General features: G+C 33.9%; 14 protein-coding genes and 1 other RNA gene. 3 read left to right on the top strand and 12 right to left on the bottom strand.

Annotation, left to right across the window (positions count from 1 at the left end):
- Both A9G48_RS00570 and ssrA read right to left on the bottom strand, forming a co-directional pair.
- Nucleotides 1-806: type VI secretion system Vgr family protein (locus A9G48_RS00570; RefSeq protein ID WP_141672929.1), on the bottom strand; the 806-nt coding region annotated here is incomplete at its 3' end.
- Between the two features lie 583 nt (nt 807-1389).
- Nucleotides 1390-1754, bottom strand: a transfer-messenger RNA (tmRNA) gene (gene ssrA, locus A9G48_RS00565).
- A gap of 613 nt (nt 1755-2367) precedes the next feature.
- Between ssrA and A9G48_RS00560 the strand changes: the two genes are divergently transcribed.
- Nucleotides 2368-3264 (top strand): DMT family transporter, encoded by an 897-nt coding sequence (locus tag A9G48_RS00560; RefSeq protein ID WP_034944781.1) that lies wholly within the window; start codon nt 2368-2370, stop codon nt 3262-3264.
- An 80-nt stretch (nt 3265-3344) separates the two neighbouring features.
- Here A9G48_RS00560 and A9G48_RS00555 read toward each other — a convergent pair whose 3' ends face one another.
- Both A9G48_RS00555 and mprF read right to left on the bottom strand, forming a co-directional pair.
- Nucleotides 3345-4625 (bottom strand): virulence factor family protein, encoded by a 1281-nt coding sequence (locus A9G48_RS00555; RefSeq protein WP_034944133.1) that lies wholly within the window; start codon nt 4623-4625, stop codon nt 3345-3347.
- Nucleotide 4626: 1 nt separating this feature from the next.
- Nucleotides 4627-7230, bottom strand: coding sequence for a bifunctional lysylphosphatidylglycerol flippase/synthetase MprF (gene mprF / locus A9G48_RS00550; RefSeq protein ID WP_065575648.1), 2604 nt, complete (start codon nt 7228-7230; stop codon nt 4627-4629).
- A gap of 354 nt (nt 7231-7584) precedes the next feature.
- Here mprF and A9G48_RS00545 point away from each other — a divergent pair, with 354 nt between their 5' ends.
- Nucleotides 7585-8226, top strand: a complete 642-nt coding sequence (locus A9G48_RS00545) for an HD domain-containing protein (protein WP_034944780.1) — start codon at nt 7585-7587, stop codon at nt 8224-8226.
- A gap of 38 nt (nt 8227-8264) precedes the next feature.
- Here the strand turns inward: A9G48_RS00545 and A9G48_RS00540 are convergent, their stop codons facing one another.
- The 7 genes from A9G48_RS00540 to A9G48_RS00510 all read right to left on the bottom strand — a co-directional run bounded on the left by A9G48_RS00540 (nt 8265) and on the right by A9G48_RS00510 (nt 19003).
- Nucleotides 8265-9188, bottom strand: coding sequence for an AEC family transporter (locus tag A9G48_RS00540; protein ID WP_034944127.1), 924 nt, complete (start codon nt 9186-9188; stop codon nt 8265-8267).
- A 25-nt stretch (nt 9189-9213) separates the two neighbouring features.
- On the bottom strand, nt 9214-11904 hold the full coding sequence (glnD, locus tag A9G48_RS00535) for a bifunctional uridylyltransferase/uridylyl-removing protein GlnD (protein ID WP_065575647.1): 2691 nt from the start codon (nt 11902-11904) through the stop codon (nt 9214-9216).
- Nucleotides 11905-12065: 161 nt separating this feature from the next.
- Entirely contained in the window at nt 12066-12506 is a 441-nt protein-coding gene (locus tag A9G48_RS00530; protein ID WP_034944123.1) for a hypothetical protein, read from the bottom strand.
- Between the two features lie 258 nt (nt 12507-12764).
- Nucleotides 12765-13403 carry a DUF7424 family protein gene (locus A9G48_RS00525; protein ID WP_034944120.1) on the bottom strand — a complete coding sequence of 213 codons (639 nt, stop codon included), beginning with the start codon at nt 13401-13403 and terminating at the stop codon, nt 12765-12767.
- A gap of 165 nt (nt 13404-13568) precedes the next feature.
- Nucleotides 13569-14699, bottom strand: a complete 1131-nt coding sequence (gene nrdB, locus A9G48_RS00520) for a class Ia ribonucleoside-diphosphate reductase subunit beta (RefSeq protein ID WP_034944777.1) — start codon at nt 14697-14699, stop codon at nt 13569-13571.
- A gap of 145 nt (nt 14700-14844) precedes the next feature.
- Nucleotides 14845-17133: a class 1a ribonucleoside-diphosphate reductase subunit alpha gene (nrdA, locus tag A9G48_RS00515; protein WP_034944775.1), complete on the bottom strand. Its 2289-nt coding sequence runs from the start codon at nt 17131-17133 to the stop codon at nt 14845-14847.
- Between the two features lie 529 nt (nt 17134-17662).
- Entirely contained in the window at nt 17663-19003 is a 1341-nt protein-coding gene (locus A9G48_RS00510; protein WP_034944117.1) for a replication-associated recombination protein A, read from the bottom strand.
- Between the two features lie 198 nt (nt 19004-19201).
- On the opposite strand from A9G48_RS00510, the gene lolA reads away from it, so the two are divergent.
- Nucleotides 19202-19795 carry an outer membrane lipoprotein chaperone LolA gene (gene lolA, locus A9G48_RS00505; protein ID WP_034944115.1) on the top strand — a complete coding sequence of 198 codons (594 nt, stop codon included), beginning with the start codon at nt 19202-19204 and terminating at the stop codon, nt 19793-19795.
- A 158-nt stretch (nt 19796-19953) separates the two neighbouring features.
- Here the strand turns inward: lolA and A9G48_RS00500 are convergent, their stop codons facing one another.
- Complete coding sequence (locus A9G48_RS00500; protein ID WP_034944113.1) at nt 19954-20736, bottom strand: FCD domain-containing protein; 783 nt, start codon at nt 20734-20736, stop codon at nt 19954-19956.
- Between the last annotated feature and the right edge of the window lie 478 nt (nt 20737-21214).

Below are 21214 nucleotides of genomic sequence, written 5' to 3'. Positions count from 1 at the left end.
TAATCTTTCACTTTAACCGATGATGCCACCGTTTGGCTGTGCATGCTAATATCCCAAACGCTTTCAGTGCCGCCGTCCAAGGTGCCGCTGGGTAATTTGTAATTAATATGGGCAACTTGGTCATAACCTTGTTCGTAATCGCTTATCACCATTACGTCGCAGTCGTGCTCGGCATGGCTTTCAAAGCGAAACCAGATACCCACATCCGCCATTAAGCGTTGTATAAATTCAAAATCGCTTTCTTGCCATTGGGTAATAAATTCCCTGGCTGGGTAGTGCTCTTTAAGTTCAAGGCGGTAGTCTATGCCATTAAGTCCGTGGCTTCTAAGTATTTGTTCAACCACGCTTACTACGCTTTGGTTCTGGAATATGGCACAGTTGCGGTTTAACGTTAGTCTAGCCAGTCGTGGCGATAAGACCACTTGATAATGCGCTTCCTCTTTATTCACCGATAGTTGGCTAAACTCGGTGATAATGCCATAAACCTTGCGAGTGCTTTTATCATTGGTAAAATCACCTAAGGCACGGATTGCAGAACTGAGCGCATCGCTTACAACAGAATTAAATGAGAAAGTAGCCGGTTGGTTTAAAAAAGCATCGGTAGATAGGGTTTTATTGGCACTGGTAAAAGTAATGGTGTAATGCCACAGCTGGTTTAAGGCCTCTTCGCCTTTGACGTTTAACACCGATATAGGAGCGCTGAGTTCATCAATGGTTAGTGTATAACGGTTGTGACTAACTTTATTTGTTAATTGGCTAAGCAAGTCTTTCCCTGCTTGTTCGATGATTTTGTCTAATCCTCTCACCGTATATTCCTCTTATTATCCTTGTTTCATTCAAATTTAATACTTAATTTATTATTCTGTTTTCTAATGTGATCAAAGATCATTAGATTTAAAAAATGATTTGCTCATTTTGTTGGCATTGCCGCTAATTGCTTTGTTAAATCCATACCAAATTTACAACATTTAATTCACTTAACATTGGTTAAGACTTATTTTAATAACCGATAATGGTAACTTTATTAGAAGCAGCAAATTACGTTGTTTTGTTAAATTTTTCAAGTTTTTTTTACAAAAATTATGAATTAAACTAGTAGGATAACTTAATGTAGAACATTTTTTTAGCCGTTGGAAATGCGGTTTTTACTTGGTTTTCTGTGCTTTGAGTGTGTTAATTTTGTTTTTGTAAATATCATTATTATTGGCTTAATTTTTTGTAAAGGCTCTAAAGTTATTGAATAACGTTGGTAGGCAATTATGCTATTTTTAGTGCATATTATGAAAAAGTTTGATGTTTATGATGAAATTAAATTAGATACATCTCAATGGTATGTTAAATACAAATTTATTTATAAATTTAACTTAATGTGGATAGGGTAAGATTGGTTGGTGGAGCTGGCGGGAGTTGAACCCGCGTCCGAAATCTCTACATCCTCGGTACTACATGCGTAGTTTGTTTTTGAATTTCATCTACCCGCTGCGAACAAACACGCTACTGGTAGACTAGCTTGATTAAATTTAATGCTTCCGCCCCAAGCAAGGCTTCCACACGATCTCGTTTGGGTTTGACTCCTCTTGATCCCCGTCCTACGAGCGGAGGCTAGGGAGAGAAGGCTCTATACAGGTTATTAAGCTGCTAGTGCGTAGTTTTCGTCGTTTGCGACTATTTTTTTGCGGTTTATTTACGAGGCCTACCGCACCTCGGCATGCACCTTGGGTTTCGCAAATCCCGTCGAATCCAGAATCAGCCCCAAATGTGGTTATTACCTATGGGTAATATCGTGGCATTATAGGTGAAATCAAGTGCGAATACAACCTGAACTGAGTTTATGCTACAGAAAGAGCGGGGAATTAATAAATGAGTCTTAAAAATTCAATAGTTAAGTGTGATTAAGGTAATGGTAAGGCGATTTTTGTTAAAAAGTGACTTTTTGAAAGTAATTAAATACTATTTGATAAAAATTATTTTATTATTTTATTTTTTTAATAGTTAAAAATCATTCGGTTATTAAATATTTTGGTGAAATAAAAAAATAAATGAAATTTTTTTGAACTTTTTGCGTTTTCACTTGTCTATATTAATAGATTACGTTTTTTCATTTTTTGCCCTCCACTTGAGTTTTCGAGTGGATTTTTTTTATCCTGCGTTTACCAATAGGTCATTTATTCACTTCCTCTAATTTTATTGTTTTTTGTAAAATGCATTTTTATAAAAGAAAATGGGTATTATTCACTGCGCTAATTATTAAAATAGTACTATTTGTTGTTATTAAGTTTTTAGAGTAATTTTATTTGGAATTTATTTTGTGTACTATCATTTACTATTTTATCGCATAAGGTTTTTATGTAAGCAGAGAGAATAATTATGTTATTTTCAAGAAGAGCACAAGGGCATTTAATTGCGTTAATAACTGTGTTCCTTTGGGGAACAACATTTATTGCAACCAAAGTGTTGTTAATTAATTTTAAGCCAGTTGAAATTTTGTTTTTTCGCTTTGGACTTGGTTATGCCACGTTATGGATTTTAGCGCCTCGTTTTTTTGCTTGGCAAGGGGTAAAACAAGAATTGATGTTTTTATGTGCCGGGTTATGTGGTGTTACTTGTTATTTTTTATGTGAAAATATCGCTCTTACTTATACAACAGCTTCGAATGTTGGGGTGATTACCACTTTGGCACCAATATTTACTGCAATCTTTTCGCTATTCTTTTTAAAAACTGAAGCACCACCTAAGCGGTTTTATATTGGCTGTTTATTTGCGATTATTGGTGTGGGGTTAATTAGTTTTAATGGTAAATTTGTGCTTTCGCTTAACCCACTCGGTGATTTGCTTGCTATGTTGGCTTGTGTGTTTTGGGCTTGTTATTCGATTTTAACTAAGTTGAGTAGTAATTATGGTTATAATACTATTTTGCTGACACGTCGCTTCTTTTTTTATGGATTATTGTTGATGTTACCAGCACTATCATTTTTTGATTTTGAATGGAATTTATTTCGTTTTGTCGATCCAGTTAATTTGTTGAATATTTTGTTTTTAGGTGTAGGCGCTTCGGCTATCTGTTTTGCGTCTTGGAATTATGCCGTTAAATTAGTTGGGGCGGTTAAAATAAGTGTTTATCTTTATTTAGTGCCTGTTCTTACTATTATTGGTGCCATTATTGTTTTGGGTGAGCCTTTTACTTGGATTGCTGCGATAGGTACATTGTTTACACTTTGTGGTGTGCTATTATCTGGAGCGAAGGTTCGTGTTAAGAAAAGTTAGATTGTATAATGTTAAAAATGATTTAATTATTTAAGAAGGCGCCATTTTGAACGGCTCCTTTTTATTATTAGGCGTCTTCGTTATTTTATTCGGTTGTCGATTGCATCCATAATAATTTGTCCAAGATGTTCATAATTTTCGTCAAAATGGTGTCCACCGGGTAATTGAAATGCTTCCCCTTTCATTTCAGGTTGTAAGCAGCCTGTATCTTCTTTTTCTTCTTCACCATAGATACAAAATAATTTTGTAGCTGGGATTTTATCTACTTCTGGAGCGGTCTTCATTTCATCGCCTGATTGACCAAGCCAACCACTGATTTCAATTTCAAAGTTGGCATTTTTTGAAAAGGCAATCATTACCAAAGCTTGGACGCTTTTTTGTTCATCGGGTGATAGGCGATTATATAAAGCGGGTAAAATATCACCTCCGAAAGAGTAGCCAGCAAGGATAAACTTAGTTATGCCCCATTTTTCACGATATTGTTGCATTAAATAACTTAAATCTTGAGCACTACGTGCAACAGAGCGGTGTTGCCAAAATAGTTTTAATGCATCAATACCCACAACATTATAACCATGTGTTGCTATGTATTCGGCAGATACTTTATCTAAATCACGCCATCCACCATCACCTGAGTAGTAAAATGTAACTGTTTTAGGATGAACTTCATTCTTTTTTGCTGGTAATTCAATTATTGGTAATTGTTCATGTTTACCAAATAATATTGATGATAAATGCAAAGTTAATAATTCTACGGGTGAAGCTTGGTATTCTCCGATTAATGTGGTGACATTAATCTTTTTTTGTTCTCGAGGAAATACAGCGGTTTTTTCTTCTGGTGGATTATTCCAAATGACTTGCCAACTACCATGGTTTGCTTGAGTAGGCAGTGGGGTATCACAATCTTTATGTTCTAATGTAAATTCAATAGATAGCGCTTTTGCATCATCACGTTGTTGCTGAGCTAACCAACGATAAGCAAAGGCAGCACCTTCTTGCATACCTGCAACAGCAAAATTGGATTCATTTAAAATCTTTGCTGCTTGATTAAATCGGTTTTGTTGTTCGCTACAACTTGCTTGGGGTTGTAGTTCAAATTGTACCAGTTTGGCACCCATTTTTTCAGATAAGTCAAATAATTGTTCTGCCGTGAAATGGTTTTCTTTTGTTGCCACAATAATTGCTGCTGCTTCGGCTGACCGTTTAGGGCTAGCCGAGATTAGCTCAAAATCTTTGTTAATTGTGATTGTTTTTACTGATGCATTTGTGCGGTTTTTAATAAAGTACCATCCAATAGTCGTAAGTAGTACAATGAATAGTAAGATAATAACTAATAAAATGTAGCGGATAATTTTTTTCATTTTATTGGCTCTTGTTTTTTTTTAAACCCGTTATTCCACCAGAAATGAGCATGGTTGTATCAATTAATGCAACGAATGGATCTAATCCAGCTGGCACAGCCATGTAGCGTGGCTCCCAATGGGTGGCAAATTTGTCTTTAAAGCGCCGTAATCCTTGAAAATTATAGAATCGTCCTCCACGTCTAAAAACTAATGCCCCGAGTCTTTGAATTAATGGCGCTCCTCGCCGTCGATGCATGCCCGAAAGGGGAACCATTCCCAAACTGAAATATTTGTACCCTTTTTCTTGATAATGGAGAATTAATCCAACCATTAGGAACTCCATTGTTAATTTAGGGATTTGTTGAACAACACGCATTATATCGATACTTGATTTTTCATGTTGGTTGGTTTCTAACAAATTAACAAAAGCAATAATACGTCCTTCATGTTTGATAACCGCAATGGTGAAGTTATCTAGATATTCTTTTGAGAAGGCACCTAAAGAAAATTGTTTTTCTTTCCCATTTTTACTTTTTAACCATTCATCAGATACAATTTTTAATTCATCAAGCGGTGCGGTACCTGGAGGATAAAATATTAGTGATAGACCATCACGTTGACCTCGATTCCATGTGTAACGGAGATCTTTATAACCTTTAGATGAAAGGTCGAATCTTTCTAAATCCACTAAAGCTTCTTCACCTAGTTTTATTGTTCGTAGACCAATGTCCATATAAAAGGGTAAATTACAGGCTTTAACTTGGTAAAAAACAGGACGTAAGTGATGTTGATCGCATAAATCACGGTAAGCCCATATTAAATCAGCACGATCTGTATTATTACCAATTGGATCATAAAGGGCAATCATGCTTCTTCCTCGCCTTGCATACATAATAAAGGCGGTTTTAGATTCATTGAAGAGTAGTGATTTATCACCGCTCATCGCAAGCCCTCCTTCTGGCTGCTTTGAATCTAAAATGATTTGATAGGCTTTATCAAGTTCATTTTTTTTAGGACTAGTTAAGATAGGTAATGCTGGTCGAAATAGCCAAAATAACATGATGCAAGTTAATAAAATAAAACTTCCTAATGCTGCGCGCAGTGCACGAGGTACTCGGCTATCTAATTCTAATTGCCACCATAATGAATGGCTGTATGGTACATCTTGATAAATAAATAAAATTAGCCAAATAAATAGGGCAATTAAGCAAAAACAAATCGTAAAAGATTTAAAAGAGAATGGCAAAATGCTTAAGCGGCTTTTGCGATAAAAAGCATGTCTGAATTTAATGAGTGATAGTGCAATTGTGCATAATACTAATGCTTCGATCCAGTGCAGTCCTCGTAATATTGAAAGTAGGCTGCCGATAAATAATAAAATGACTGACAAACTCCATGCAGAACTTAGGCGACGACGCAATCCCATTGCAAGTAATAGGCATAAAACGCCAATTAAGCTAGCAAATAAATGGGCAAAATTGACCACTTTACTAGGAATGAAGTTATTAATAAATGGGTGATTGAAGCCAGGTGTGAGGCTTGAAAACATCATGATGATACCTGCAAAAAATAACGAGGCTGACATAACAGGCGCGGCAAAACCGGTTTCCCTTTCTTTTACTTGATGCGTAGTTAAATGATGCTTGCTTTCATTTATTAGTAATAAGATACCAGCAATAATAAGGGGAATTAGAATATAAATAATTCGGTAGATCACTAATGCAACGGTTAAAGATGCAGTGCCGATTTCGGATGAAAAAGCACCAAGCATAATTGCTTCAAAAACACCTACACCACCCGGTATATGACTTAATGTACCTGCGACTAATGCCAAAATATAGATCATGATAAAAGTGATAAAAGTCGGGTGGGTTGGCAATAGAAAATAGAGAATTGCTCCTGCAAAAATAGCATCAAATAAGGTTATTAAATATTGGTATGACGCTAAACGTAAGTTAGGTAAACGAATACTCCAATGAAATAGTTGGAATAATCTAGTATAGTTATTAGGTCTTTGAGGTAGTCGATTACAATATAAATAAATTGATAATGCTAAATAAAGACAAAGTATGCTACTGGCGATTAAATTTATACTTTTTGTTGATAAATGCAGTGCAATGGCAATATTTTTAGTTTCAATTAATGCGGCAATAGCTGCTAGTAAAGGGAAAGTTAATCCTAAAGAAAGAGTAACGAATATAGATATTCTTGCTACATCAATGGTGGTTAAGCCATGTTTAAAGTAGAGGCGACAACGCACGGCGCCACCTGAAAGTGCAGATAGCCCTACCGCATTTCCAATAGCTGAGGCACAAATCCCGCCAAGAGCGATAACTGACGGCTTTAATTTTACACCAGCATAATAGGCAGCAGACCATTCATAGCCGATTAACATTAAGTAACTACCTATAGCTGATAAGCATGAAAATATAATGGTATGTGCTGATAATTTATGTGCAGCTTGGTTTAAATCATTTAGATTAATTTCTTTTAGTAAATGCCAACACACTATAAGTGCAATAAAAAAGATAGATAGACCAAATAGTAGAGCTAAGAATTGGCGGTAGCGTGTGAAATATTCTATGAACGACCAAGGCAAAACTTTACGCGCAGATATTTTCACTTATTCAACTCCAATATTTGCTTTGATAATGTTTTGTGATTGATGCATTCTACCTTTGCACTTTAATGAAAACAACTGAAATAAAATAAAGGAAATTTAAAAAAATTATTAATTATTAGTACTTTTTTATGGCAATTGCCTATTGATTGTGTATTTTATTGTTGAACAATAGTGATATTTTATCATTTAAAATGAGTTGAATTTTTTTAACTTGATAATAGGGTGAATGTTAACTAATAGATTATCTAACAGTATAATCTTTAACAAAATGTATTTACTCCTTTCACTTCAATTTTATGGATGTTTGTAAAGTAAATGAACACAAAATTAGCTATCGAATTAACGCAACAACAAATTAAAATTGTTGAAGAAATAAAATGTTATGTTAAGCAAAAGCTTGCTCATGATTTTTCGGGGCATGATATGGCGCATATTGAGCGTGTGGTTGGATTAACGCAACAGATATTGCCTTATGAACCCAAAGCAAATTGTTTTATTGTGATATTAAGTGCTTATTTGCATGATGTTATAGATGAAAAAGTGGTGGCTGATGTGAATCAAGCTTCTGCTGAGTTACGTGGTTATTTAAATTCACTTAACGTTTCAAGTGATGATATTAGTATGATTTTTGATATTATTGATAATATGTCTTATCGAAAAAATCTTGCTAGTAAAAAAATACTATCGCTTGAGGGGAAAATTGTGCAAGATGCTGATCGCTTAGATGCAATAGGCGCAATTGGTGTAGCGCGTACTTTTTATTATGGTGGCAATAAACACCATGTTATGTGTGATCTGGCAATTTCACCTCGAACTGTAATAAATGAGGTCAATTATAAACAATCTTCTACGGTGATTAATCATTTTTATGAAAAACTTTTTTTGCTTAAAGATATGATGAATACCCAAATAGCCAAAAAACTTGCTGTGCCAAGGCATCAATTTTTGGTTGAATTTGTTAAGCAATTTGAAGAAGAATGGCGGGGTGAGTGTTGATTTTTCTATAGTTGAGTAAAGAGTAGGTTTATACGGTATTAATATGGAATTGGCGCTTCGACTAATTCAAGTACAATTGGTAATGTGATTAAGCTTAGTAGTGTGCTAAGTAATGTTGCACTTGATACTAGCTCTGGGTGTGTATCAAATTGGACCGACATTAGTGTGGTGTTAGCTGCGCTTGGCATCGCTGCAAGTACAATTAATACTTGTTTATAAATAGGTTCAATTGGCATAAATGAGACCATACACAGTGCAACAATTGGCGAAATGACCATACGGGCTAATAAGGCAAATGAGATTTTAGGGTAATCAAGCTGAGTAATGTTTATTTTGGCAAGCTGCATTCCTAAGATGATCATGATCACTACGATAGAGGCATCGCCAATCATGCTGATGGAGGTCATAATCGATTTAGACAAGGGAATTTGGCATAGTTGAAAAATAATACCTAGAACTGCGCCATAAGCAATAGGCATGCGTATTACTTTATTTATTACATCTTTTTGAGTAACTATATCACTATGTGAGCTGCCTTTGGCTGCATAGTAGATTCCAACAGTACTCATCACAAACTGTTGTAATACCATCATAATTACTCCTAAATCAAACCCAACCGTACCAAAAAAGACTAACAGAACTGGTGTGCCATAATTTCCATTATTCATAAAACATGAACTTAAAATCATTGCGCAGCGCTCTTTATCTGAATATTTCATTAGTACTGACCAAATTGAGGCGATAATCACCAAAGAAAAACAGAGCCCAAATATATAACAAATGTAGAATAAATAGTCTGTTGTTAAGGTATGCGTATAAAATGTTTTAAACGATAAGAAAGGCGAAAGTACGTAAAGCGACATTTTAGAAAGGTTAGCTACATCAAATTTTAAGGTTTTTTGCGCAATGAATCCCACAATAAAAATACAAAAAATGGGGAATAAAATAATAAAAAAATTCATAGGCTATATCTTTTAGTTAATGATGTTAATTCATTGAATCAATGGCGTTAGTAATTGATTCTCTTAGTTTTTGGCAAGTATCATCACTAAGTGCCTGTTTGTTTTTATCGGTTAAAATAAACAGATCTTCTATGTGTTCACCAATGGTGGCAATTTTGGCACTGCTTAGTGATAAATCTAAATTAGCAAACACTTCCCCCACACAAGCAAGCAGCGCTGGTCTATCTAGTGCAATCAGTTCCATGTAAGTTTGTCTATCATTAAAAGCAGATAGAAAGTTAACTTGAGTAGGTACTAAAAATGATCGTAAACGTTGTTTAGGTGCTTTAATGGTAACACCTTTGTAAGTAGGCTGTTTTAATGCTTTTTCAAGCGATTTTATCAATCCTTGATGTCGATCTTTTTGTACGGTTTGTCCATTGGGATCTAATACAATGAATGTATCTAGTGCAAATCCTTTTTTGTTGGTAATGATAAGCGCATCGTGTATATTTAAATTGTGCATGCTCAGTGTGTTACAAACTGTGGCAAAGAGATAAGGTCTATCAGGTGCATAAATAAGCACTTCAGTACCACCATAATAAGGATTTGGATTAATTGATACTAATGTTTTATTTAAGTCATGTTGTAATAGAATTTGTGCATGCCAGATAATTTGTTCTGTAGTGTAACGAAGAAAATAGTCAACACGATAATATTGCCAAATATTTTTGATGCTTTGTTCATTATAATTTTGCTTAATTAATGTGGCTAATGCTTCTTGCTTATGCTTTCGCGCAATACTGCGTTGTTCTGGAATTTGATGAATACCTGAATCAAATAAATGTTCTGCACTAAAATAAAGCTCACGCATTAGACTTTGTTTCCAATTATTCCAAAGGGTTTCGTTAGTGGCACAGACATCAGCTACCGTTAGGCACAATAAATATTGTAATCGACGTTTACTTTTAACTAGTTGGATAAATTCGCTAATTACCTTAGGATCTTGTAAATCACGGCTTTGTGCGGTAACTGACATTAATAAGTGGTAGCGAACTAGCCAGACAATTAAATCGATATCTTTACTTTCTAATTGATGTAATTGACAAAATTCTTGAACTAGGTGTGAACCTATATCAGAGTGATCGCCGTGTCGCCCTTTTCCAATATCGTGGAATAATCCAGCGATAATTAATAATTCTGGTTTAGGTAATTTAGCAAAAACTTTAGAGCTATTAGGGTGTTTTTGTTTGCCACTTTCTGTTTTGAGGTTGTCAAGTTCAAGAAGTAAACGAATGGTATGTTCATCCACAGTATAAGCATGAAATAGGTCAAACTGCATCATACCGGAAATGTGTTTCCAGCCAGGTATGTAAGTAGCAAGTATGCCATATTGATGCATTGGTAAAATGGCTTTTTTAATGGCGTTTGGGTGTTTGATGATCGATATAAAAAGTGCTCTGGCTCTTGCATTTTCACAAAGTAGGGTAGGTAGCGTTCGTCTGGCTGAGCGCAATTGCCTAATTGTATTAGAATAAAGCCCTGTAATTTGAGGGTTAAGCAAAATAGTGTAGAAAAGCTGCATAATCATTACAGGATCTTTTTTGAAGATATTATTATCTTTTACATCGATTAATTTTTCTCGAACTTGGAAATGTTCATCAATATCATAGGGGGTATTTTGTGGATGAAGTTCAAGAATGGTTTCATCAAATAGTTGTAATAACATTTGATTGAGTTCGGTTATATTATGAGCTACTCGATAATAATCATGCATCATTTTTTCAACCGGTACATTACCTTTACCTTCATAACCTAACATTTTGGCAATGCTTAATTGACGATCAAAGAGTAATCGATTGTCATAACGCGTAATTACACAATGGAGAGCAAAACGTAATTTCCATAAAAATCTTCGACATGTTTTAAATTCTTCAATATCTTCTGGGGTTAAATAGTTAAAGTTAGCTATTTTCTGTAAAAATTCACCACCAAAATGGCGAATAGCAATCCACTGAATAATTTGCATATCCCGCAAACCACCTGGGCTATTTTTTAAGTCGGGTTCAAGATTATAAGTAGTACTGTGATACTGTTGGTGGCGTACTTGTTGTTCCTGAATTTTCGCTTTGAAAAAAGCTGGAGAAGGCCAGAGTTCCTTATTAAATATTTTTTTTTGAAGCTTTTTTAATAATAGATTACAACCTGAAATCATTCTGGATTCTATTAAGTTGGTCATAATCGTGATGTCATTTTTAGCTTCCTCAAGACAGGTTTTTAATGTTCTTACACTATGACCAATATCTAAATGGAGATCCCAAAGTAAACGTACAAAATCACCTATTTGTTTTTCAAGGTCTTTAGTGAGAGGATGATCGCTTAATATTAATATATCAATATCAGAGAGCGGGTGAAGTTCTGCTCGACCATAACCTCCGACGGCAATTAAGGCAATTCGGTTTTTTTTGAAAAGTGAAGTTATTTGCTTAGGAATTTGGTAATAATTCCATAAGCGTTGAAGTAAATGGTCAATGAATTGGCTTCGTAAGTGTACTAAAGATTCGATGTTAGCTTGTTGCTTAAATTGTGTTACAGACCATTGTTGAAAGGCATCAAGTTGTTGTTTTAGATAAGTGACGTTAATTTGTTCATCACTAAAATCATGAGGAGATATAGGGTAACATAAATGCGTTTCAGTCATAGCGATATTATTAAATAAAAATAATTTTATTGTCATATCGTTACGCGATTTTTAATGACTGTCAAGCAACAGTTTGGCGATATGTTATTACGATGGTGTTATATTTAAAAATACATTTATCTGTATTTATAGTATAAATAATTTACCCACTAAGTGGATTTGTCGATCAATCATAACAATCTAAAGAAACTTAGCGCTTATTTTGGAGTGCGGTTACAAGTGATTTCTATATTTACTTTTTTATTTTTATTTTCGTCATCCTCAAATATGATTTCTGTTTCTTCAATTGTTTTGAATTGATCATGTGAAATATATTGAATACTTTTTTTTGTAGCTAAATACGCACCATTTTGTGATTTTAATAACTCTGATTTATTGTAGTAAGATGATAGGTCATATGGATATGAGTTTTTTGTACCAAAATTAAAATAGAGGGTATCATCTTTCATGAAATATTTAATTGTACCGCTATCATTTTTTATAGGTACATATTCTTGATAATTACCGTCTTTCCATTTTGCTACTCGTCCTATAAGAGAGCATTCCCACTGACCAATTAGCATTTCTTTAGTGACTTTATTTTCACCACAGCCAACTAACACAATTCCAACTAAACTGATTAATAATAATTTTTTCATTATATTCCTTTTATAATAAATTTTTGGCTAGTAGGCAAAATATTTTGATTATATGAATATAGTATCTTTATACTTAACCAAGCCAAATCAACTTTATTCTGTTTAATTAACAATGATCTTGTCTGTATTGGCAAAATATGGCTTCAATTTGAATGAGTTTTGTCTATCTCTAATAACCAATACGATAAGCAATAATGTTAATATCTAGAATGTGTAAAATAAATCCATGATGGTTTATTTTTATGATTTTTTATTTTTTTACTGATATTGCTTATTTGCATCCTCATAAACTAGGGCTGAGCCGTTAGAAAAAATAGAGGAAATTGAAACGTCAGATAATTTAAATGTATGATTACCTGGTTTTAATGTATATCGAGCTACAAGAGTTGGTTTTCCATCCAAATAAACGGCATGTGCTATTATGTCTTGGTCTTTATTTAAGTCGTTATTGACAGTAATGTAGATGTCGCTTGATAATTTACTAAATGCTGATTTGCTTGCTTTGTTGATCTTTTGTTTGAAATTATCCGACATTTCAACAATCATTCCACCACCTGTATCGGTATTTCTAATTTGAATTCCTTCATTTCTTGATTTGCCGCCAACAATAATGGGTACTTCAAAAACTGCTTTTGATATAATATTGTCTTTGTAGCATTTAAGATATATGGCTTCAGAAAATACTTTTGATACCGTTTTTTTCGCATTTGTTATATCGGCTGATTCATTTTGGGGATTTCGATAATCATTACAGTTTGTCACTGACACAATTAATTTTGAACGAGCTTTTTGGGCTGTTTCACTGTTTAAATCACTTAAATTTACAGTTGGTGCTAACTCGACTTTACATCCAGATAATAATGTTATCGTTATTAAGCTAATCAATACTTTATTCAATTTTTAACCGTTTTTTTTAATTGTGATTAACTGAATAATATAATTAATATAATGATAAATCAATCTATTTAAGTTTAATAAATGTTCATAATGACGAATAAAAAAGGAACAGTAATTTGTTCCTTTTAGGTTATCATTCTTAGGTAGGGTTTGTTTGTATAAAATTTATAATGTAAAATCGCTTAAATCATCTTCACTAATTTCAGAATCAATTTGACCAACTAAATAAGAACTCATTTCCGCTTCTTGTGGTGCTACTTGTACATTATCTGATACTAGCCAGTTATTAATCCATGGAATTGGATTTGATTTAGCTTCAAATGGTAATTTTAGTCCGACCGCTTGCATACGAATATTGGTAATATACTCTATATATTGGCATAAAATATCTTTATTTAATCCAATCATTGAGCCGCCTTCGAATAAATATTCAGCCCATTCTTTTTCTTGGTTGGCAGCTTGTAAAAATAGTTCATAACAATCTTGTTCGCATTCTTTAGCAATTTCTGCCATTTCGGGATCATCTTCACCACTACGTAGAGTGTTGATCATAAACTGTGTGCCAGTTAAATGTAGGGCTTCGTCACGTGCAATCAGTTTAATAATTTTTGCATTTCCTTCCATTAGTTCTCGTTCAGCAAAGGCAAATGAGCAAGCAAAGCTGACATAGAAGCGAATAGCTTCAAGTGCATTGACACTCATTAAGCAAAGATAAAGCTTCTTTTTTAACTCTCGCATATTAATGGTTACTGTATGATTGTTAATGGTATGTTTACCCTCGCCAAATAAGTTGTAATAGCTAGCATAGCTAATTAGATCATCATAATAACCAGCAATATCACCTGCGCGTTTTTGGATTTCTTTATTGGTAACAATATCATCAAAAACAATAGAGGGATCATTGACAATATTGCGAATGATATGTGTATAAGAACGAGAATGAATGGTTTCTGAAAATGACCAAGTTTCGACCCATGTTTCAAGTTCAGGAATCGAAATAAGCGGTAATAAGGCTACATTTGGACTACGGCCTTGAATAGAATCAAGCAGAGTTTGATATTTTAAATTACTGATAAAAATATGCTTTTCATGCTCTGGTAATGCAGCATAATCAATACGGTCTTGAGAAATATCGACTTCTTCAGGGCGCCAAAAGAAAGAGAGTTGTTTTTCAATTAATTTTTCAAACATCTCATATTTTTGTTGATCATAACGTGCAACATTGACAGATTGACCAAGAAACATTGGCTCTTTAAGTTGGTCGTTATGCACATGCGAAAAGGTACTGTAATTCATGCTCATAAAAGAACTCCTAACTGATTCATCATTACTTTTCCGCTAACTGGCAGCAGTGGAAAAAGAGAAATGATTGGGGGAAACTCCCCCTTAAAAAATTACATTTAACGTGGATTTGAATTCATAAGAAGAGGCTAATGTGTAATTAAATCTTACAAGCCCCGCCTTCACAACCATCATCGCTATTTGTTGTAGCAACAATATCACCTTGAATATCTTCTGCACCGTCGCGGGTATTGTGATAATAAAGTGTTTTTACGCCAAATTTATAAGCAGTCAATAAATCTGCTAATAGTTGTTTCATTGGTACTTTGTCGTTTGCAAATTTTGTTGGATCGTAATTAGTGTTTGCTGAAATAGATTGATCGATGAATTTCTGCATGATACCCACTAATTGTAAATAACCTGTGTTATTAGGAATTTGCCAAAGTAATTCATAGAAGTTTTTCAAAGCGTTATAATCTGGAACTACTTGTTTTAAGATACCATCTTTCGAGGCTTTTACACTAATAAAGCCTCTTGGCGGTTCAATACCATTTGTTGCATTAGAAATTTGTGAAGATGTTTCAGATGGCATTAATGCCGATAATGTCGAATTACGAAGCCCATGGTTTTTAATGGATGCTCGAAGCGATTCCCAATCATAATGTAAAGGTTCTTTTGTAATGCTGTCGATATCTTTTTTATAAGTATCAATTGGCAAAATGCCTTGTGCATAAGTTGTTTCGTTAAATAGTGGGCATGCTCCTTTTTCCTTAGCAAGATTATTGGATGCTTTAAGCAAATAGTATTGCATAGCTTCAAAGGTACGATGAGTTAGGTTATTTGCACTACCGTCAGAATATTTAACACCATGTTTTGCTAAGTAATAGGCATAATTAATAACACCAATACCTAATGTACGGCGGTTTAATGATGAGTTTTTCGCAGCAGGAACAGGGTAATCTTGATAATCTAGTAGAGAATCAAGCGCTCGTACTGTTAAATCGGCTAACTCTTCAAAATCATCAAGTGATTCAATTTTACCTAAATTAAACGCTGATAAAGTGCAAAGGGCGATTTCGCCTTTTTCATCATTAATGTTATAAAGTGGTTTGGTAGGTAGGGCGATTTCCATACATAGGTTGGATTGGTGTACCGGAGCAAGCTGCGCATTAAATGGGCTGTGTGTGTTACAGTGATCAACATTTTGGATATAAATGCGGCCAGTTGATGCACGTTCTTGCATTAATAATGCAAATAGTTCAATGGCTTTAACCACTCGTTTGCGAATATTTACATCTTGTTCATATTGATGATAAAGCGCTTCAAATTTGGTTTGATCAGCAAAAAACGCATCGTATAGCCCTGGTACATCTGATGGACTAAATAAGGTAATATTTTCGTTTTTAATTAACCGTTGATACATTAATTTGTTAATTTGTACACCGTAATCTAAATGACGAACACGGTTTTCTTCGACCCCTCGGTTATTACGTAAGACTAATAAGCTTTCAACTTCTAAATGCCAAAGCGGATAAAAGACCGTTGCTGCACCACCGCGTACTCCACCTTGTGAACATGATTTTACCGCAGTTTGAAAATATTTATAAAAAGGAATGCAACCAGTATGAAATGCTTCTCCACCACGAATTGAACTGCCAAGTGCTCGTATTGGTCCAGCATTAACCCCAATTCCTGCTCGTTGTGATACATATTTAACAATAGCGCTTGCTGTGGCGTTAATGGAATCTAAACTATCATCACATTCAATTAATACACACGAACTAAATTGTCGAGTAGGTGTGCGAACGCCAGCCATAATTGGGGTTGGTAGCGAAATTTTGAAAGTTGAAACAGCATCATAGAAGCGTTTGATATAGTTAAGACGTGTATCTTTAGGATAGTTAGCGAAAAGGCAGGCTGCAACTAAAATATACAAAAATTGTGCGCTTTCATAAATTTCTCCCGTGACGCGATTTTGTACTAAATATTTCCCTTCAAGTTGTTTAACCGCAGCGTAAGAAAATGTCATATCTCGCCAGTGATCAATAATTTTATCCATTTGTTCAAACTCTTCTTGAGTATAATCTTCAAGTAAGTGTTTGTCATATCGTTGACTATCGACTAGCTTTTTTACGTGTTCGTAAAGAGGTGGTGGCGTAAATTGGTTATAGGCTTTTTTACGTAAATGAAAAATTGCCAAACGGGCAGCCAAATATTGATAGTCTGGCGCTTCTTGTGAGATTAGGTCAGCTGCTGCGCGGATAATTGTTTCGTGAATATCTGATGTGCGAATGCCATCATAAAATTGGATATGCGATTTTAACTCAACTTGAGACACGGAAACGTTTTCTAATCCTTCAGCAGCCCAAGTGATAACTCGGTGGATTTTGTCAAGATTAATTGGTTCTGTTTTGCCGTCTCGTTTTGTGACGAGCATTGATTTGTTCATTCCCTTACCCATTTTTACATTATTTTAGTGTTTCTATCATAATGGATCCTTTACAAAATATACAATATTTAGTACCTATCAATCATTTTAATACTAGATATGGGATATTTATTAATCTCTGTTTAGAAGTGTATTAATTGTAATTGAATGTTATATATTAATAAAATTCAATTGACACTTAATTTATAAAATAACAAAAGTGAGTGATAATGATAGAAATAAAAACGGTAGTGATAAGATTTACCTATGAGTAAGTAAGCTTAAAATGTTAGCGGAAAATAAAAAAGGTGTTTACTTTAATTTTCCCGCATAAACCATTTTTGTTTTTAGATATTTTTATGCAATGGTATTTACCATTGTCAATACGTAAATTACCATAGTCATTGAATTGTTTATTATAAACCTCACTTTTTTAGATAATGTGGATTATTAGTATTTCACAAAATAGATTTAAATTATCTATGTTTAGATTTTATCGATGATCTTATTAATAAGTATTGTATCATTAGAAAAAGTCATAAAAATTAGATTAATTTTTTTTTGATTTATAACGTTGGATTGAACTCGATTGATTTTTTGCTTCTAACCAAGCAAGTTTGTCAATGTAATTTTTTTCAGCTCCACGGTCGGTAGGAAAATAATATTTACTATCGGCCATTTCTGGAGGGAAATAATTTTCACCGGCAGCGAAAGCATTTGGCTCATTATGAGCGTAACGATATTCTGCACCATAACCTAAGTTCTTCATTAAACTTGTAGGTGCATTACGTAAATGTTCTGGGACATCATAGTCTGGTTTTTTTTGTGCATCGGTCATTGCTTTTTTAAAGGCAAGATATACTGCATTACTTTTTGGCGCACAAGCAAGATAAACAATCGCTTGTGCAATTGCTCGTTCCCCTTCAGCTGGACCAACTCGTGTAAAACAATCCCAGGCCGCCAGTGCAACTTGCATTGCTCTTGGATCTGCGTTACCAATATCTTCCGATGCAATAGCCAGTAATCGACGTGCAACGTAGAGAGGATCTCCGCCTGCAGATATTATTCTTGCATACCAATAAAGCGCCGCATCAGGTGCTGATCCTCGAATGGATTTGTGGACTGCAGATATTATATCGTAAAAGCGATCCCCTTGGTTATCAAACCTAGCACTTCGTTCACCTATGACCTCTTTAAGTAGAGCTGGTGTAAGCTCACTTCCATCTGACATATCCACTAATAATTCTAAAGTATTGAGTGCTCGTCTTGCATCGCCTCCGACAAATTCAGCTATTTGTTTTTTTGTATCTAATGGTAAAATAATGTTTTTTTTGCCATAACCTCGAATGGGATCATTAATAGCTTGTTGCAAAATATTTTCTATATCCTCAGATGTTAATGATTTAAGTAAATATACTCTGGCTCGAGATAGAAGAGCTGAATTTAATTCAAATGAAGGGTTTTCGGTGGTTGCTCCAATAAATGTTACAGTTCCATCTTCAACATAAGGTAAAAACGCATCTTGTTGGCTTTTATTAAAGCGGTGGACTTCGTCAACAAATAGGATTGTGCGAATACCTGCTTGTTGATTAATTTTAGCTTGGTCAATCGCTTCCCGTATGTCTTTTATACCAGAGGTTACAGCAGATATCCGTTCAACTTTAGCATTAGCATGATGAGCAATAATTTCTGCTAAGGTTGTTTTGCCTGTGCCTGGAGGTCCCCATAAAATCATTGAGTGTAAGTTGCCAGCCTCAATAGCTTTGGGTAATGGCTTATTTTTTCCTAGCAGGTGGGTTTGCCCAATGTATTCTGATAAATTACGAGGGCGCATTCTGGCCGCTAAAGGCTTAAATTCATCAGTCGTAAAATCAAATGACATACTAGGCATATTACTTTGTGTCCAAGTTTGGAAAGATTATTGTATTATATACATGTTCACCAATAAGTGAAAAAGAAAAGAAAATAACTTTTCGGGTGAAATAAAAAACGGTAATATTTTGACCTGATTGAACTATTAAACCAAAATTAATATATCTTTATTAGTTTTAGTAAATGGTTATCGAATAAGAGAATGTAAGGATTTGCCATGAAGAAAATTTTATTATTGCTCGGAATTTTTGCTAGCATATCGGCATGGGCAGGTGATAAAGAAGTTTTACAACAACGTTTAGATAAAGTTAACGGGTTTTATGCTCGTTTTTCACAAAATGTTAAAACAGCAGATAATCAGCTTGTCCAAGAAGGTAAGGGAGATTTTTGGGTTACAAGACCTTATTATTTCAATTGGACTATGACTGAACCAGACGAAACATCGGTAATTTCTGACGGAAAAAACTTGTGGGTTTATACCCCTGCGGTTGAACAGGTCAGTGTTATGGATTTAAAAAAAGTGGTGGATAATCGTTTGATGTTGCTTATTACTGATAGCCATAATTCTATTTGGAATGCCTATACAGTAACTCGTAAACAAGATTTGTTCACTCTAAAATCCAATGATGGCACTAATCAAAATTTTGTTATTTCAGTATTACCTACTGGTATGATTTCAAACTTTACAATAATTGAAGAAGACGGGCAGCGTAGTTTTTATGATCTTTCTCATCAACAACTTGGTAAAGTTGATCTTAAAAAGTTCCAATTCATTCCACCCGTTGGTATTGAAATAGATGATCAGCGCTAATGTATAATAAGGTTTGTATTGATTTTGGACTTATATACATTAGCATTGCTTTATGTTGAGCTTTAAATACAAAATAACATCAATTAATTTTAATAATATATATTAATTTTAATTGTTTGATAGCATTAAGTGAATAAAAGTTTAATGAGTTAGTAAAATTAGTCATACTCATTTTCATTGATACAGATAACAGGATTATCAGAAAATAGGTAGTGATCGCGTTTAATTTCAAAATCCTTGTTAGCTGCTTCAAAAAAGGTTCTTTTCGTATTTTCTAAATGTTGCCACATAGCAAGTTTTGCTGCTTTAGGATCCCTATTAATGAGTGCTTCAAGTATCTTATTGTGCTCATCCAACCAATTATTAATTTCATGTTCTGGAATATGCTCATTAAGTTTTTTCCATAAAGGATTTAAGGTTCGTTGCCGCCACATTTCTTGAACAATTGTGACTAAAGCATTATTGCGGGTTATCATTGCAATTTGAGTATGAAATTTTAAATCCCAATTTGATTCTTGATAATAATCTTCTTTTTGAGCATTATGTTGAATTTCCAATAAGTCAACAATGTCTTTTTTGGTGATTTGTGTTGCGGCAAATTCTGCAATATTACTTTCGATGAGTTGACGAGCTTGCAGTAGTTCAAACGGTCCACTTTTCACAAAATTCAACCCTGATGACATATCCGGAATATTTTTTTGTGAAATATTGCCAATAACATGAATACCAGATCCTTTACGAGTTTCTACAAACCCTTCAACCTCAAGCATTATAATAGCCTCTCTAACTACAGATCGGCTTACTTTTAACTCTTCGCAAATTAAACGTTCTGAAGGTAATTTACTCCCAATTGCACAAATGCCACTAATGATGCGGTTTTTAAGCTCTGTAGCGATGACTTGATAAAGCCTGTTGTTATATTCATTTCGTTCTTGGGTCATGATTTATTTTTATGAGGTCTAAATTGGTTATACATAATTTTAAAATAGCATCTAATTGGCAAGAGTTAAATAATATTACTCTAATTTTTTTAACCCATTTTTTACTAATTTTTACATAGCCGACAAGTAAAAAAACAGCTTACCTTGTTGTTATATTTTGAAAACATGATGTATGAAAACTTGTTGTATTGTCATATATGTTTTACGTTATTTCATGTATTTTTATTGAGGGATAAGCTTATATAAATAAGGTTAGTTTACTAATGGTTGTAAGATATATTTTATCATTATTTGAATAAAAAATATGATTTTTATCAAAAAAAATTATATTTTATTTTAATTTTTAATTATTTAATTTATTTGTATGATGCTTGTATATTCTTTAAATTAGAATTATTACTTTTTTTATCGACATCTTAAATAGTTTGATATTACCAATTTAAAAATCTATATGATACCTTGTTTTAAGGTTCTTTTT

The organism is Gilliamella sp. wkB18, assembly GCF_001690875.1.
GTDB lineage: Bacteria > Pseudomonadota > Gammaproteobacteria > Enterobacterales > Orbaceae > Gilliamella > Gilliamella apicola_A.
Note: the sequence above shows the minus strand (reverse complement) of the source record. Positions and strands in the feature narration are given on the sequence as shown.